This is a genomic window from Vibrio sp. KUL70 (genome assembly GCF_059725515.1).
In genome coordinates, this window is the sequence record NZ_AP045834.1 from 449,877 (window position 1) to 463,990 (window position 14,114).

The 14,114-nt window shown below is 45.6% G+C and carries 15 protein-coding genes; 8 read left to right on the top strand and 7 right to left on the bottom strand.

Going from position 1 to position 14,114, the window contains the following annotated elements; all coding sequences use genetic code 11:
• Positions 1-647 precede the first annotated feature (647 nt).
• From degS to zapG, 3 genes are all read right to left on the bottom strand, one after another.
• A complete protein-coding gene (degS, locus tag AC6I7V_RS02025; RefSeq protein ID WP_261882555.1) occupies positions 648-1,709 on the bottom strand; it encodes an outer membrane-stress sensor serine endopeptidase DegS in 1,062 nt (353 codons plus the stop codon).
• A 323-nt stretch (positions 1,710-2,032) separates the two neighbouring features.
• On the bottom strand, positions 2,033-3,388 hold the full coding sequence (locus tag AC6I7V_RS02030) for a Do family serine endopeptidase (RefSeq protein WP_255231772.1): 1,356 nt from the start codon (positions 3,386-3,388) through the stop codon (positions 2,033-2,035).
• A gap of 123 nt (positions 3,389-3,511) precedes the next feature.
• On the bottom strand, positions 3,512-3,967 hold the full coding sequence (zapG, locus tag AC6I7V_RS02035; protein ID WP_255231484.1) for a Z-ring associated protein ZapG: 456 nt from the start codon (positions 3,965-3,967) through the stop codon (positions 3,512-3,514).
• 220 nt (positions 3,968-4,187) lie between these two features.
• Here zapG and zapE point away from each other — a divergent pair, with 220 nt between their 5' ends.
• The 8 genes from zapE (at position 4,188) to sspB (ending at position 10,533) form a co-directional block, all read left to right on the top strand.
• Positions 4,188-5,291 (top strand): cell division protein ZapE, encoded by a 1,104-nt coding sequence (zapE, locus tag AC6I7V_RS02040; RefSeq protein ID WP_255231483.1) that lies wholly within the window; start codon positions 4,188-4,190, stop codon positions 5,289-5,291.
• Between the two features lie 246 nt (positions 5,292-5,537).
• Positions 5,538-5,966, top strand: a complete 429-nt coding sequence (gene rplM, locus AC6I7V_RS02045; RefSeq protein ID WP_032553102.1) for a 50S ribosomal protein L13 — start codon at positions 5,538-5,540, stop codon at positions 5,964-5,966.
• A gap of 15 nt (positions 5,967-5,981) precedes the next feature.
• Positions 5,982-6,374, top strand: coding sequence for a 30S ribosomal protein S9 (rpsI, locus tag AC6I7V_RS02050; RefSeq protein WP_004740758.1), 393 nt, complete (start codon positions 5,982-5,984; stop codon positions 6,372-6,374).
• 331 nt (positions 6,375-6,705) lie between these two features.
• Positions 6,706-7,296, top strand: a complete 591-nt coding sequence (gene petA / locus AC6I7V_RS02055; protein ID WP_032553103.1) for a ubiquinol-cytochrome c reductase iron-sulfur subunit — start codon at positions 6,706-6,708, stop codon at positions 7,294-7,296.
• A complete protein-coding gene (locus tag AC6I7V_RS02060) occupies positions 7,296-8,561 on the top strand; it encodes a cytochrome b (RefSeq protein WP_032553104.1) in 1,266 nt (421 codons plus the stop codon). Before petA ends, AC6I7V_RS02060 begins: the two co-directional genes overlap by 1 nt.
• A complete protein-coding gene (locus AC6I7V_RS02065; protein ID WP_255231482.1) occupies positions 8,558-9,295 on the top strand; it encodes a cytochrome c1 in 738 nt (245 codons plus the stop codon). The genes AC6I7V_RS02060 and AC6I7V_RS02065 overlap by 4 nt, the downstream gene beginning before the upstream one ends.
• Before the next feature lie 96 nt (positions 9,296-9,391).
• On the top strand, positions 9,392-10,027 hold the full coding sequence (gene sspA / locus AC6I7V_RS02070; RefSeq protein ID WP_032553106.1) for a stringent starvation protein SspA: 636 nt from the start codon (positions 9,392-9,394) through the stop codon (positions 10,025-10,027).
• A 20-nt stretch (positions 10,028-10,047) separates the two neighbouring features.
• Positions 10,048-10,533 carry a ClpXP protease specificity-enhancing factor gene (sspB, locus tag AC6I7V_RS02075; RefSeq protein ID WP_261883109.1) on the top strand — a complete coding sequence of 162 codons (486 nt, stop codon included), beginning with the start codon at positions 10,048-10,050 and terminating at the stop codon, positions 10,531-10,533.
• Between the two features lie 74 nt (positions 10,534-10,607).
• Here sspB and AC6I7V_RS02080 read toward each other — a convergent pair whose 3' ends face one another.
• The 4 genes from AC6I7V_RS02080 to AC6I7V_RS02095 are packed head-to-tail and all read right to left on the bottom strand — an operon-like array spanning position 10,608 to position 14,058.
• Entirely contained in the window at positions 10,608-11,258 is a 651-nt protein-coding gene (locus AC6I7V_RS02080) for a BON domain-containing protein (RefSeq protein WP_255231480.1), read from the bottom strand.
• 10 nt (positions 11,259-11,268) lie between these two features.
• Complete coding sequence (locus AC6I7V_RS02085; protein ID WP_004729817.1) at positions 11,269-11,859, bottom strand: phosphoheptose isomerase; 591 nt, start codon at positions 11,857-11,859, stop codon at positions 11,269-11,271.
• 2 nt (positions 11,860-11,861) lie between these two features.
• Positions 11,862-12,260 (bottom strand): YraN family protein, encoded by a 399-nt coding sequence (locus tag AC6I7V_RS02090; RefSeq protein WP_261883110.1) that lies wholly within the window; start codon positions 12,258-12,260, stop codon positions 11,862-11,864.
• Positions 12,247-14,058, bottom strand: coding sequence for a penicillin-binding protein activator (locus AC6I7V_RS02095; protein ID WP_498011243.1), 1,812 nt, complete (start codon positions 14,056-14,058; stop codon positions 12,247-12,249). Before AC6I7V_RS02095 ends, AC6I7V_RS02090 begins: the two co-directional genes overlap by 14 nt.
• Positions 14,059-14,114: the final 56 nt, after the last annotated feature.

The window sequence follows — 14,114 nt, forward strand, 5'->3', positions numbered from 1 at the left end:
CTCTACGCGCCTTGTCGAGCAGGAAGCGTTAGCCTATGCAAGGGTGTCCATCGTGAGGTGGAATCTGAAGGAAGCAAATGGCAAAACATAGCTTTGACGAACAGAAATCTGATAGTAGGCATAATCAACTTGGGTAACCTAGCAACAGATAGAATAGCCCAAAGTCTCGAACAGAAGTGTGATTATGTAAATCAGGCAGAGCTATGGGAAAGGGTGACATCTTACCTCGGGAGGTCTTATCAATTGTCCGCGAGACTAGGCTAGCAGTGATGCTAGACGAAGATTGATAAGAAGTCAGCAGAGGGCATAGTACCTACAATGTGGGGAAGGCCTGAATCAAGGTTTTAAGGCTACAGTTAACAGATTCTCAGTGTGTATGGAGTCTCAGTCAAAAGTAGAACCCCTACAACTCCGCTAATAATGATGGTGAAGTCGGAAACGGATCTGTTGCTAGCGAAGAGAGACAAGCCACATTGGCGTTAAAGTTAAATAGTGGACTTAAGCTAACGTAAGTTAGTCTACCTTGGAACCGCCGTATGCGATACACGCTTGTACGGTGGTGTGAGAGGACGGAGGCCGTGAGGCCTCCTCCTACTCGATTGCAATCTACTGAGTGTTAACCGTCGATTTGTTTAATCAGATCTTAGCTAGCGCTTGTCTTCTGCAATTGTGACCTTAAGGGTTTTATTCTCACCCTGGCGAAGTATGCCCACATCGACCACTGTGCCAGGTCTTAGGTCGGTAACGATATCCATAACACTTTGGCGTCCATTGATCTTGGTGTTATCGATACTGATGATGATATCTTGAACCTCGAATCCTGCATCAGCAGCGGGGCCTGTAGGATCGATCCCGAGCACCACAATGCCACCAATGTTTTTGTTGCCTAATAAACGAGAAGTCACCGAGTTGATGTCTTGTCCATCGATACCGATATAGCCACGAATCACGCGACCATCGGCAATGATCTTCTGCATGATCTTGTTCGCCAATCCATAAGGGATAGCAAATGAGATGCCGTAGGTTTCCATGTCAGTCGCTTGTTGGAAAGAAGCGGTGTTAATACCGACCAGTTCACCTTGCGAGTTGACGAGTGCACCACCTGAGTTACCCTCGTTGATCGCTGCATCTGTTTGAATGAAGGCTTGATGGCGGTCAGCACTGATCGACGAACGGCCAGTTGCGGAGATGATGCCAAATGTCGTCGTCTGGCCAAGGTTATATGGGTTTCCTATCGCGAGTACGATGTCGCCGACATTAGCTTCGTAATTTGGGTTTAAAGGAATCACAGGAAGGTTATCGCCGCTGACTTGTAGTATGGCGATATCAGTTCGTTTATCTGAACCGACTAACTGCGCGGCGGCAGCACGACCATCTTGAAGAGCAACCACGACTTGGTCTGCTTGAGCCACCACGTGGTAATTGGTAATGATGTAACCTTTCTCACTGACAATAACGCCAGAGCCCAAACCTTGAGTGAGTAGCTTATTGCGATCGGATTCGTCGTACTTACGACTGTAGATGTTAACCACCGCAGGTGCAGCCCGCCTCACAGCATCATTGAATGACAGTTGCAGTGAACCGATATTGCTTACCTGCTTACTCGCCGCTTCAGTGACAAAGTTGGGTCTAAGCTGTGGGAAAGCGACAAGAATAATCAGTGCTGATACTAATCCAAGGGAAATTGAACGAAATAGAAAGGACAGCATGTTTCCCTCTTCGGCAGGTAAGGTATAAAGCCTCCACACATGGGTGACCAGTTTGAGTTATACCAATCACAGTAAATAGGTGATCAAAAATAGCGCAGGAAAAAGGCTTGAGAACAAGGCAGCATTTTTCGATAAGTAGTTATTCTACAATCAAAAATTCTAACGCAGTTATCGAGCATTTTAACAAGCTAGGGTGAGCAATTATTTACTACGATTGGTATTACTTGTGAAGCATAGCATTTTGATTCATCTAAATAAAAGGGCAGGATGATTAAGTTCTATACGAACTTGTTCAACCTGCCCTCAATAATAGTGATTAATTGTTAACGAATCACTAGGTAAATGGTTCTTGGACCGCGTTGGATATTGAGCGCCAATACGCCTGGGTTCTTCTCAACGATTGATCTGAACTGTGCTAAGTTCCTAACTGTTTGACGGTTCACACCGATAATGATGTCGTCTGGCTTAAGTTGATATGCTTCAGCAGGTGAGCCTTTGGCTACACTTGATACTTTAACGCCTTTTACTGGGTCACTATCATTGGTGTTAGTCAGTTCTGCACCCGTTAAGCCTTCATGCAGTTTCTCTGCTTGAGTCTTGCTATTGGTTGATTCACCAAGTGTGACGTCGAAAGTTTTATTTTTACCATCACGAACAACGCCTAGCTCAATCTCTTTGCCTGCACCGAGAGTGGCGACTTTAGCTCTTAGTTCGCTAAAGGTATCAATGCGCTTGCCATTGATGGCCACGATGATGTCGCCAGCTTGTAAGCCAGCTTTATCTGCGGCGCTGTCTGGAACCACTTGACTTACAAATGCCCCTTTACTTGACTCGTAACCCAGTGCCTCCGCTAATTCTGAAGTGATTTCGCCACCTTGAACACCAAGCATGCCGCGTTTCACCTCACCAAACTCTAAGATTTGGTTGGTTAGGTTACGCATCATATTAGATGGGATTGCAAAGCCGATACCGACGTTACCACCATTAGGGCCAAGGATTGCTGTGTTGATACCGATCAGCTCGCCATTGAGGTTGACCAATGCGCCGCCTGAGTTACCGCTGTTAATAGCCGCATCGGTTTGGATGAAGTTTTCAAAATTTTCGAGATTAAGGCCACTTCGACCGAGTGCTGAGACGATACCGGATGTCACTGTCTGACCTAAACCAAATGGATTGCCGATAGCAACACTGAAGTCACCAACACGAAGCTGGTCTGAGTCAGCAAAACGGATCTCAGTTAGGTCTTTGACTTTTTCGAGTTTGAGTAGGGCAATATCAGACATTTCGTCACCGCCAATCAACTCAGCATCGTATTCACGTCCGTCATGCAGTTTTACGCGGATCTCGTCTGCGTTATTGATAACGTGATAGTTGGTAACGATATGCCCTTTCTTGGCGTCGATGATGACACCAGAGCCTAACCCTCGGAATGGGCGCTCTTGTGCTTGCTCTGGGCCAAAGAAGAATTGGAACTGTTCTGGGATGCGTTGACGTTGAACTTGTTTACCTTCCACTGCAATGCTGACGACCGCGGGGGTAACTTTCTCAAGCATTGGCGCAAGGCTAGGTAGTTGTTGGTTATCGACACTTAATGGTAGTGCCGCAGTTGCCTGAATCGGTGTGATGATGGAACTTAAGCTTAAAGTCAGTACCGATAAAGCAAGCAAAGGTTTTTTCATCATAAACTCCTCATTAGTTAATGCCTTATAACACACATAAAGTTGGACGATTGCCTAATGTTATACAACACAATTGAAGATTATGACTCAAAAACCTTTGTAAAGTTCATTGAATTTAGATGTTTAAGAAGCTTTCGCTGTTACAACCTCAGGTGCTTCAATGACCTCTTTCTTTTCATCACTGAACAAACCTGTTGCGCCATTGGCGTAATCTTTGGGTTGTTCATCTATGGCTGTTACTGTGCTATCTGATTTATCGGATGACTTACCAGAGTGCGCAGCCGCCGTTTTCACAAATGGGTTATCCTGTTCTGGTAAGTTGGGGATTAACTCAGTGCTGGTCTTTTCCATATGTTGATACAGCTTGGTGTAGTCTTTACCTAAGGTATCTAACATTTCAGCTGTTTTAGCAAAGTGATCGGCAAGCTCTTGGCGTTGCTGCTCTAGTGCAAACTTTGCTGTGTCTAATTCTTTTTGAACATTCTTTTGCTTCTTGTACTCAGGAGTCGTGAGGCGAGAAATAGCAACCCCTAAGATAAGTCCGATTAGTAAACCGCCAACGGCGTACATCCAAGGCATAACAGCTCCTTATTGTTGTTTTTTAACATGTTTGTTACTGCTTAGTTACACATAATGCAGCTTCATGGTACTATGAGAACGCAGCAGTATAAAGAGAAATGCGTGTGCGCTAGCTATCAGTTTAGAGCTGCACATACAGCGCTGAGCCCCCGCCTATTGTACTGTTGAAGCCCTTTTTTCCTTCTCTGGTTGATATCGATTTCATTGTGGAAATGTCGTCATGAATCCCATTAAAAAATACGAACAAGATATAAAAGAACATGGATTTCAAAGAGATCCAGCCCAAGAGCAAGCCGTACAGGCGCTAGATCAATTGTTCCACCAATTCCAAGAATACCAAAATGCACCAGTGCCACAGCTGACGCGTTTTCAAAAGTTAATGGGTAAAAAGCTACAACGACCGACACCACCCAAAGGGCTCTATTTCTGGGGAGGCGTTGGGCGAGGTAAGACTTACCTTATGGACACTTTCTGCGATGCACTGCCAACCTCACGCAAAATGCGTGTCCACTTTCACCGTTTTATGTACCGAGTGCATGACGAACTTAAGGCGTTGGGGGAGGTGAGTGACCCGTTGCCGTTGGTGGCCGATAAGTTTAAGCAAGAAGCGGACATTATCTGTTTTGATGAGTTCTTTGTCTCCGACATCACCGATGCGATGATCTTGGGGACACTGTTCCAAGAGCTCTTTGCTCGCAACGTTATCTTGGTGGCGACATCTAATATTCCACCTGAAGACCTCTATCGAAATGGCCTGCAGCGTGCACGCTTTTTACCCGCGATTAAGCTGATTCAAGAAAACTGTCGAATCTTGAATGTAGACAGCGGCGTCGACTACCGACTACGTACGTTGGAACAAGCGGAAATTTATCACTACCCATTGGATGCACAAGCGGATATCAATTTGCGCACCTATTACCAACAGCTGGTCGGTGAAGGTAAAGAGGTATTAACTCAGATTGAAGTTAATCATCGTAAATTGGATGTGGTAGAAGCGAGTGATGGTGTTTTGCATGGTACTTTTGCACAGCTTTGCCAATCGGCACGCAGCCAGAATGACTATATTGAGCTGTCTAAGATCTATCACACGGTGTTACTGGCTGAAGTGAAACAGATGAACGCGACCTCTGACGACGCAGCAAGACGCTTTATTGCCTTAGTGGACGAGTTTTACGAACGCAATGTAAAGCTGATTATTTCTGCCGACGTTTCGCTAGAAGAACTCTACACTCATGGTCAGTTAGAGTTTGAATTTAAACGCTGTCAGTCACGCCTAATTGAAATGCAGAGCCATGATTATCTAGCAAAAGAGCACTTAAGTTAGGCTGGGGATTCTTTATTAAGAAAATGGAAGAAAAAAATCGTGATTTTGTTCAAAAAGAGGTGATTTTTTCTTCGCTCTTCTCTATAATCCTGCGACCTACCGTTACTGCGGGCCTCTAACGATGAGTTAAATCACGTTATGCCAAGAGTTTTCCAACACTCGAAGGGGTGATGAATGGTGACTCTTAGACAGTGGGAATACTCAGTATTCCTTAAGTGTAAATTTTTTTAATAGGTAATTATTAGCATGAAAACTTTCGTTGCTAAACCAGAAACTGTAAAACGCGACTGGTACGTTGTAGACGCTGAAGGTAAAACTCTAGGTCGTCTTGCAAGTGAAATCGCTTCTCGCCTACGCGGTAAGCACAAAGCTGAATACACTCCTCACGTAGACACTGGTGATTACATCATCGTTGTTAACGCTGAGAAAGTTACTGTAACTGGTAACAAGGCTAAGGGTAAGGTTTACTACCGTCACTCTGAGTTCCCTGGTGGTCTTAAGTCTATCACTTTTGAAAAGCTGATCGACCGTAAGCCAGAGATGGCTCTTGAACTAGCTGTTAAAGGTATGCTACCACGTGGTCCTCTAGGCCGCGCTATGTACCGTAAGCTAAAAGTATACGCTGGTGCTGAGCACAACCATGTTGCTCAACAACCACAAGTACTAGACATCTAATTGGGGATTATGAAAATGGCAGAGAATCAATACTACGGCACTGGTCGTCGCAAAAGCTCAGCAGCTCGTGTTTTCATCAAACCAGGTTCTGGTGAGATCGTAATCAACAAGCGTAGCCTTGATGTTTACTTCGGTCGTCCAACTTCTCGCATGGTTGTTAAGCAACCTCTTGAGCTAGTTGAACTAACTGAGAAACTTGACCTATACATCACTGTTTCTGGTGGTGGTATCTCTGGTCAAGCTGGCGCAATCCGCCACGGTATCACTCGCGCTCTTATGGAGTACGATGAAACTCTACGTCCTGCTCTACGTGCAGCTGGCTACGTTACTCGTGACGCTCGTTGCGTTGAACGTAAGAAAGTTGGTCTACGTAAAGCACGTCGTAAACCTCAATTCTCTAAGCGTTAATTTTCCTTTACCGGAAAATACACGCTCCCAGTTTTATTACTGGAATTGTGGTTCAAAGCTCGGCTATATGCCGGGCTTTTTGTTTTTCTACTCCCCGCTAAATGCTTTTCCCCCCTCGTTTTATTTCCAATTTCTTATATTTTGATAGCTTTTGTAACCCAATGTGCGCTTTGCCTCATGATTGTTACAAAAAGGTAGCTTTATCTTGTCAAAAAGTAGGGTTTTATTTATCATTTGCCGTCAATAAATAGAACTAAATACGTATTTTGTTAGCCATGCTCTTTAAGCGGAATAATTTCAATCCAAAAGGAGCAAATGGGAGAATGTTTGGATGAGCAACGCGCCTTTAAATAACGGTCGCAGGCGTTTCCTAACCGCAACAACAGCTGTTGTTGGTGGTTTAGGAGCTGCTGCTGTAGCCGTGCCTTTTATTAAATCATGGAATCCGAGTGCCAAAGCGAAAGCTGCGGGCGCGCCGGTGGAAGTGGAAGTCAGTAAATTAGAAGCTGGCCAAATGGTTCGTGTCGAGTGGCAAGGTAAACCTGTATGGGTTGTACGCCGTGCTGAGTCGGTACTAGAAAACTTGAAAACCATTGGTGGTCAACTTCGAGATCCTCAATCGGAAGCAGAGCAACAACCTGAATACGCTCAAAATGAGTTCCGTTCCATTAAGCCGGAATTCTTTGTTGCGGTTGGTTTCTGTACTCACCTAGGTTGTTCTCCAACTTATCTACCTGATTCTTTCGCAGAACAAGTACAAGGTGTTAAGTCTGGTTTCTTCTGTCCATGTCATGGTTCGAAATTTGATATGGCTGGTCGAGTATTCCAAGGCGTACCTGCACCGCTAAACCTTGTTGTGCCAAAGCATATGTATTTAAGTGACACCAAGATCCTGATCGGTATTGACGAGGGAGATGCATAATGCAAGGACTACTAGATTGGGTAGAGAAACGTATACCCGCGATGAATGCTTATAAAAAGCACTTATCTGAATACCCAATGCCTAAGAACTTTAACTTTTGGTACCTTTTTGGTTCTTTAGCAATGTTGGTGTTGGTTAACCAAATCCTTACCGGCATTTGGCTAACAATGAACTACGTACCATCTGGTGAAGGTGCGTTCGCATCTGTTGAATACATCATGCGTGATGTGGAATACGGATGGCTACTGCGTTATATGCACTCAACGGGCGCATCTGCTTTCTTCGTTGTTGTTTACCTGCATATGTTCCGTGGTCTGATTTACGGTTCTTACCAAAAGCCTCGTGAGCTACTTTGGATCTTCGGTATGTTGATCTTCCTAGTGCTAATGGCTGAAGCCTTCATGGGTTACCTACTACCATGGGGTCAAATGTCATACTGGGGTGCTCAGGTAATCATTTCTCTGTTTGGTGCGATTCCAGTTATCGGTGATGACCTAACGCTTTGGATCCGTGGTGACTACATCATCTCTGGTGCAACGCTAAACCGTTTCTTCGCGCTACACGTTATTGCTCTGCCAATCGTACTTCTGCTGCTTATCGTTCTTCACGTTCTAGCACTGCACGAAGTAGGTTCGAATAACCCAGACGGTATCGAGACTAAGCTTCCTAAAGGCACAATGGGCGACGACTACAAAACTCAGTTCCCATTCCACAAGGATTACACTAAGAAATACGACATCATTGACTCTATTCCTTTCCACCCATACGGGACGGTGAAAGATATGGTTGGTGTTGCTGGCTTCTTGTTCTTCTTCTGTTACGTGCTGTTCTTCAACCCAGAAATGGGTGGATTCTTCCTTGAGCCGCCTAACTTTGAAGCTGCGAACCCGCTGAAGACTCCTGAGCACATCGCTCCGGTATGGTACTTCACACCGTTCTACGCAATCCTACGTGCGGTTCCTGATAAGCTGCTAGGTGTTGTAGCAATGGGCGCATCGATTGTTGTGCTATTCCTACTACCATGGTTCGACCGTTGTAAAGTACGTTCGTACCGTTACCGTAGCAAACTGCATTTGATTAACATCATCCAATTCACAATAAGCTTTATTGCGCTTGGTATTCTTGGTGCGCTTCCAGCAACACCAACGTACACAATACTCGCACAAGTATTTAGCTTAGGTTACTTCATGTTCTTCGTACTACTGTGGTTCTACAGTAAGAATGAAGCGACGAAACCACTACCAGAAAGGGTGACATTCAAATGAAAAAATGGATTGTAATTTTATTTGCTATGTTGCCGTCATTAGCTATGGCAGCGGGCGCAAATGTTCCGCTAGACAAAGCGAACAATGACTTAACGGACCAAGCTTCACTGCAAAACGGTGCTAAGCTGTTCATGAACTACTGTTTTGGCTGTCACTCTACGCAATACCAGCGTTACGAGCGAGTTGCTAACGACCTTGAGATCCCAGTGGATCTGATGAAAGAGAACCTAGTCTTCAACCCTGAAGCGAAGATTGGTGATCTGATGGTTAACGCAATGCCTGCGAAACAAGCGGCAAACTGGTTCGGTGCTCCGCCGCCGGACCTAACTCTGGTTGCTCGTGTTCGTGGCGCAGACTGGCTATACACTTACCTTCGTACTTTCTACGAAGACCCATCTCGTCCATTTGGCGTAAACAACATTGTTTTCCCAAGTGTTGGTATGCCACATGTGCTTGAAGAGCTACAAGGTATCCCAACACCAATCTACGAAACTCATATCGTAGATGGTGAAGAGGTAGAAGTCGTTGTAGGTACTGAAACTGACGGTTCTGGTGAGCTAAGCGCAGGTGAGTACGACGAAGCTGTACGTGATTTGGTTAACTTCCTAGTTTACTCTGGCGACCCAGTTCAACTTGAGCGTCACGCTCTAGGTTGGTGGGTAATGGCTTTCTTAGTATTGTTCACTATCGTTGTGGTTCTACTGAAGAAAGAGTATTGGCGTGATGTGCACTAATTGTGCTATAATACCACGCTAATTCCTAAATTATGTTAATGTACAATGGAGGCTTAGGCCTCCATTGTTTTTATTTAAAGTGTACTGGAGGGCTCCATGGCTGTAGCTGCCAATAAACGTTCTGTGATGACTCTTTTCTCAAGTGCTTCTGATATGTATAGCCATCAGGTGCGCATTGTTCTTGCTGAAAAAGGCGTAAGTGTTGAAGTTGAGTTGGTTGATGAAAATAATCTTCCAGCAGAACTTGTTGAACTGAACCCGTACAAATCAGTACCCACTCTAGTTGATCGCGAGTTGGCTCTATACGACTCAAAAATCATCATGGAATACCTAGATGAGCGTTTCCCTCATCCACCATTGATGCCTGTTTACCCTGTTGCTCGTGGTAACAGCCGTCTAATGATGTACCGTATCGAACGTAACTGGTACTCAGTTGCTGAGAAGATTGTAAAAGGCAATGCAGAAGAGTCTGAAGCAGCACGTACTAAACTGCGCAATGACTTACTAACACTGGCTCCTATCTTCGCAGAGTACGAATACTTCATGAGCGAAGAATTCAGCTTAATCGATTGTTACCTTGCTCCGCTACTATGGCGTCTTCCTGAGCTAGGTATCGAGCTAATTGGCCCAGGTTCTAAAGAACTTAAAGTTTACATGAACCGTGTATTTGAGCGTGATTCATTCCTAGCTTCGCTAACAGAAGCTGAGCGCGAGATGCGACTGGCTCGTTAATCGTTATGGATATTTCAACGATGACGCCACGCCGTCCATATATGCTGCGTGCATTCTATGATTGGCTGGTTGATAACGAACTGACACCACACCTTGTTGTTGAAGCAACATTGCCGGGTGTTCGTGTACCAGAAGAGTTTATTCAAGATGGTCAGATCATCCTGAATATTGCTCCTCGTGCGGTAGGCAACCTTGAGCTTGGCAACGAAGCGGTGACATTCAGTGCCCGCTTCAGTGGACGTCCTCACTCAGTGATCGTACCGCTTTATGCTGTTCAAGCTATCTACGCTCGCGAAAATGGCGCTGGTACTATGTTTGAGCCTGAAGAGGCTTACATGGATGTGCTTGAAGAAGGAATTGAAGAGGGACCATTTGAAGCTCCGGAACAAGGTCCTTCATTAAGTGTTGCAACGACAGAAGTTGACGTTGATGCGGAAGATTCGGACCCTGAGCCTGAACCACCACGCCCAACGAAAGGCCGACCAAGCCTTCGAGTTATCAAGTAACCGAATGACATTAAAAAAGCAGCGATGATTCGCTGCTTTTTTTTATAACTCGATCTTTATTGGGTTGGATGAAGTTAGTTAACGACAGTTTCTGCTTCAGTTTCAGCTTCCGCTTCAGTTTCAGCCGCCGCTTCAGCCTTCACCGTTGCCTCATCACCATATTCGAATGCTCGAATGACTTGTTTGACCCCTGAGATATTACGAGCCACATCGGTTGCAATATCAGCATGCTCACGAGTCACAAGACCCAATAGGAACACTTCACTATCTTCGGTGATAACTTTAACCTTGATGCCATTTAGCTCGGCATTGGCTAATAGAGCCGATTTTACCTTGGTCGTTATCCAGCTGTCTTTGCTGATCTCACTCACGCTCAATGGTGGTTTAACGCGTACTTGGTTGTGGACAGTGTTCACGCCAGCTACTTTTCTCGCTTCGCTTTCAAATGAGCGGCGCTCTGCCTCCGTTGAGGCTTGTCCCATCAGCACCACTGTGCCACGGTAAGAACTGGCAGTGATTCGAACGTTACCGCGATATGGAGCCTTGTTAGTGATGGCTGCAACTTCGAACTCGATATTGTTGTCATTCCAAATCTCTTTGGTGGTGCGAGTGTCGGTAACTAGGTTTGCTGTCGTCGCAGCGCCGGCAATGAATAGTCCCGCACATCCAGACAATGATAGCGTCAGCAGTGAAACGCTAAGCAACTTAACAATAGAAAACTTCATGTTACTCCAATTACTCCTCGTGAGCTGGGAATAGAACTTGGTCAATCAGATCGCATAGGCAATGCAGTGTGACCATATGAACTTCATGGATACGAGCGGTGCGGTGCGATGGGATTCGAATCTCTACATCGTGTTCGCCTAGAAGACCTGCCATCTCACCACCGTCCTTGCCAGTAAAAGCGATGATGGTCATGTCACGGGTTACTGCCGCTTCCATTGCTTTGATGATGTTTTTGCTATTACCACTGGTCGAGATAGCAAGAAGGATATCGCCAGTTTGACCAAAAGCACGCACCTGTTTTGAGAAGATCTCTTCGTAGTGGTAGTCGTTTGCAACCGCAGTTAGCGTAGTATTGTCGGCGGTTAGTGCCATTGCTGGCAGGCTAGGGCGCTCAGTTTCAAAGCGGTTAAGTAGGCAAGAGACAAACTGCTGTGCGTTCGAAGCTGAGCCACCGTTACCACAACATAAAATCTTATTGCCGTTGAGCAAGGTTGCAACCATGGCTTGCGCAGCGTGGGTAATAGCATCTGGCAGGGCTTCTGCTGCCGCGATTTGGATCTGAATACTTTCTGTAAAACTTTCTTTGATGCTATCTAGCATGTTTATCCTTGGGTAATTGCATTTTGTATCCAGTTGATCTGTTCATTTGGCCCTTCAATAGCCACAACATCAAACCGGAAATTAGTCGAGTGTACCGACATGCCTTGCTTCATCAGCCATAGATTGGCGGTGTTGATCAACTTTTTCGCCTTGCCGGCGGTGACCATTTCTGCTGCATGCCCATAACGTGTCTGTTTTCGGTATTTGACTTCAACAAACACAATAGTCTGGTTGTGGTGCATTATAAGATCAATTTCACCACATTTGGCTACGAAGTTTTGCTCAATTAAAGTGAGCCCGTGCCCTTTGAGGTGATCTCTGGCCACGCGTTCGTACCTATCGCCCACTTGTCTGTGGGCGTTGAGTTTTTGTATCAGTTTGGTTCGACTAAAGAGCCCCATGCTCTGCCCAGCTGATTTGACGCTGTACAACACAGTTGTTGTCGATAGTCAGCACGCCGGTTTCACCAGAAATACTATGTCCTTCAACGGCTTTCATTTGTGGAAGCGCGTCCATTAGGTAGTACGCATCCATCCCTAGTGCTTGCAGGCGCTTTTGACCATTAGTGTGAGAAGGCCAAAGTTCATTTAACTGCTTATTGAGCTCGCCTTTGTTCTCTACAAGCAGCGGAATATCACTATAGAAAACACCGGTTAGGTCTTCATACTGTTTACCGCCACTGTTGCTGAAAGAGTTCGAGAACAACGCCGGTTGCTTTGCATCTGGGTTAATGGCGACTTCAATGAAAGGTTTGATCAACGTGAGCTCAGAGTTATTCGCTACGATGTATACTGCGTCGACGTCGCGACGGCTGCGCGGTTCTGTCTCTAGTGGCAAATCGATCAGGGTATCCATCTGCGCAATGCGCTGTTGGCTCTCTTGTAGTCCGAATATCTGATTTACATTGCGTTGTAACTGTCGCTTGTCAGAGAAGAATGACGTTGCGACATCATTGCTACTGTATTTAGACCACTCTTCTTTGAAGGCTTCTTGTACACGATCGCCCAGTCGGCCTTTTGGTGCCAAGATGAGAGGATACTTGTAACCCTGAGTGAAGAGGTGCTTAGCGGCTTGGGCGACTTCTTGTTCTGGTGATAGTGCCAGGTAGCAAAGTTTCGTGCCTGCCTCTATATGATCTGGAATGTTCAGAGCAAGTGCTGGAATAGCATTTTCACTCCCTTTCTGAGCTTCTTGGAGCTTGGTGATATTGCTCTTAACCAATGGGCCGACGATGAAGTCAACTTTGTTGGCAATCAGCGTCTGTTTGATCTCTTCAGCACTTTGCGTGTTGGTATCTAAAACCGTTAGCGTTGCGTCTTCTTCGCGCTCTTTGTCGTTCATCATCGCAAAAATGAATCCATCACGTACCAGCTGCGCCTGTTTACTGTACTTACCAGTTAAAGGTAGCAGTAAGGCTGTACTGGTTGGCTTACTGATCTCTAGGCTCAGAATGTCAGTGATCGCTTGCGGTGTGTACTTCGCCGCTGGGTGGTACGGATTCTCCGCCAACCAGTCTTGCAGTGTGCTTTGCAGCTCAGGCAGATTACCGTTTAGGGTTTTCAGGTAGATAGAAAGCTGTAACCAACCAGCCAAAACATCTTCGTCTGGCGCGGTTTTTAGTGCTAGCACTTCATATTGAGAGTAGCTGCTAAGATTTTTCCAGATACGATCAGCGATCAACTGTTGATCTTGGTTGTCATCAAACTCTTCAAGTTTAGTGAGCTCGCGACTCGCTTCGAAGTACTGATTCAATACCTCAAGAATATCAGCACGCAGGTTGTGGTAGTCTTTCCACTGCTCATTCGGCAGCTTCCACCACGGTTGGAAGTTCAGTTGTTGATACGCTTGCTCAGTCTGCTGATTATTGAATAGCAGCTGCGCACGTGCCAGTTGCCATTCAGCCTGTTGAGTTTCCGTGAGCGGCTGTTTTGCCAAGCGTTTGATCAGCAAAGTTGCTTGATCGGTTTTGCCCGCTTGCACCGACGATTTTAGTGCCATGATCAGCCAATCATTTTGCAGACTACCTTTGCTGCTGTCTGCTTGCATCATATAACTTTCTGTCGATTGTGTCGGATCAAGTGTAATATCAACACGCGTCGGGGCTTGTGGCGCAGAAGAACAAGCCGCCAATGAAATTGCTAATGCAATTGGAGTTAGTAAGCGTGGTACACTGAGTCTCTTATGGTTCATTGTTGCCATGAGTTCTTTTTAATTCCGTATAAATTTGTATCTATATTAATCGTTGAAGTGATGGT

What these genes read in the sequence shown, in the direction of transcription:
- degS (WP_261882555.1), bottom strand. Translation starts at nt 1,709, where the DNA reads ATGCTGTCCTTTCTATTTCGTTCAATTTCCCTTGGATTAGTATCAGCA.
- AC6I7V_RS02030 (WP_255231772.1), bottom strand. Translation starts at nt 3,388, where the DNA reads ATGAAAAAACCTTTGCTTGCTTTATCGGTACTGACTTTAAGCTTAAGT.
- zapG (WP_255231484.1), bottom strand. Translation starts at nt 3,967, where the DNA reads ATGCCTTGGATGTACGCCGTTGGCGGTTTACTAATCGGACTTATCTTA.
- zapE (WP_255231483.1), top strand. Translation starts at nt 4,188, where the DNA reads ATGAATCCCATTAAAAAATACGAACAAGATATAAAAGAACATGGATTT.
- rplM (WP_032553102.1), top strand. Translation starts at nt 5,538, where the DNA reads ATGAAAACTTTCGTTGCTAAACCAGAAACTGTAAAACGCGACTGGTAC.
- rpsI (WP_004740758.1), top strand. Translation starts at nt 5,982, where the DNA reads ATGGCAGAGAATCAATACTACGGCACTGGTCGTCGCAAAAGCTCAGCA.
- petA (WP_032553103.1), top strand. Translation starts at nt 6,706, where the DNA reads ATGAGCAACGCGCCTTTAAATAACGGTCGCAGGCGTTTCCTAACCGCA.
- AC6I7V_RS02060 (WP_032553104.1), top strand. Translation starts at nt 7,296, where the DNA reads ATGCAAGGACTACTAGATTGGGTAGAGAAACGTATACCCGCGATGAAT.
- AC6I7V_RS02065 (WP_255231482.1), top strand. Translation starts at nt 8,558, where the DNA reads ATGAAAAAATGGATTGTAATTTTATTTGCTATGTTGCCGTCATTAGCT.
- sspA (WP_032553106.1), top strand. Translation starts at nt 9,392, where the DNA reads ATGGCTGTAGCTGCCAATAAACGTTCTGTGATGACTCTTTTCTCAAGT.
- sspB (WP_261883109.1), top strand. Translation starts at nt 10,048, where the DNA reads ATGACGCCACGCCGTCCATATATGCTGCGTGCATTCTATGATTGGCTG.
- AC6I7V_RS02080 (WP_255231480.1), bottom strand. Translation starts at nt 11,258, where the DNA reads ATGAAGTTTTCTATTGTTAAGTTGCTTAGCGTTTCACTGCTGACGCTA.
- AC6I7V_RS02085 (WP_004729817.1), bottom strand. Translation starts at nt 11,859, where the DNA reads ATGCTAGATAGCATCAAAGAAAGTTTTACAGAAAGTATTCAGATCCAA.
- AC6I7V_RS02090 (WP_261883110.1), bottom strand. Translation starts at nt 12,260, where the DNA reads ATGGGGCTCTTTAGTCGAACCAAACTGATACAAAAACTCAACGCCCAC.
- AC6I7V_RS02095 (WP_498011243.1), bottom strand. Translation starts at nt 14,058, where the DNA reads ATGGCAACAATGAACCATAAGAGACTCAGTGTACCACGCTTACTAACT.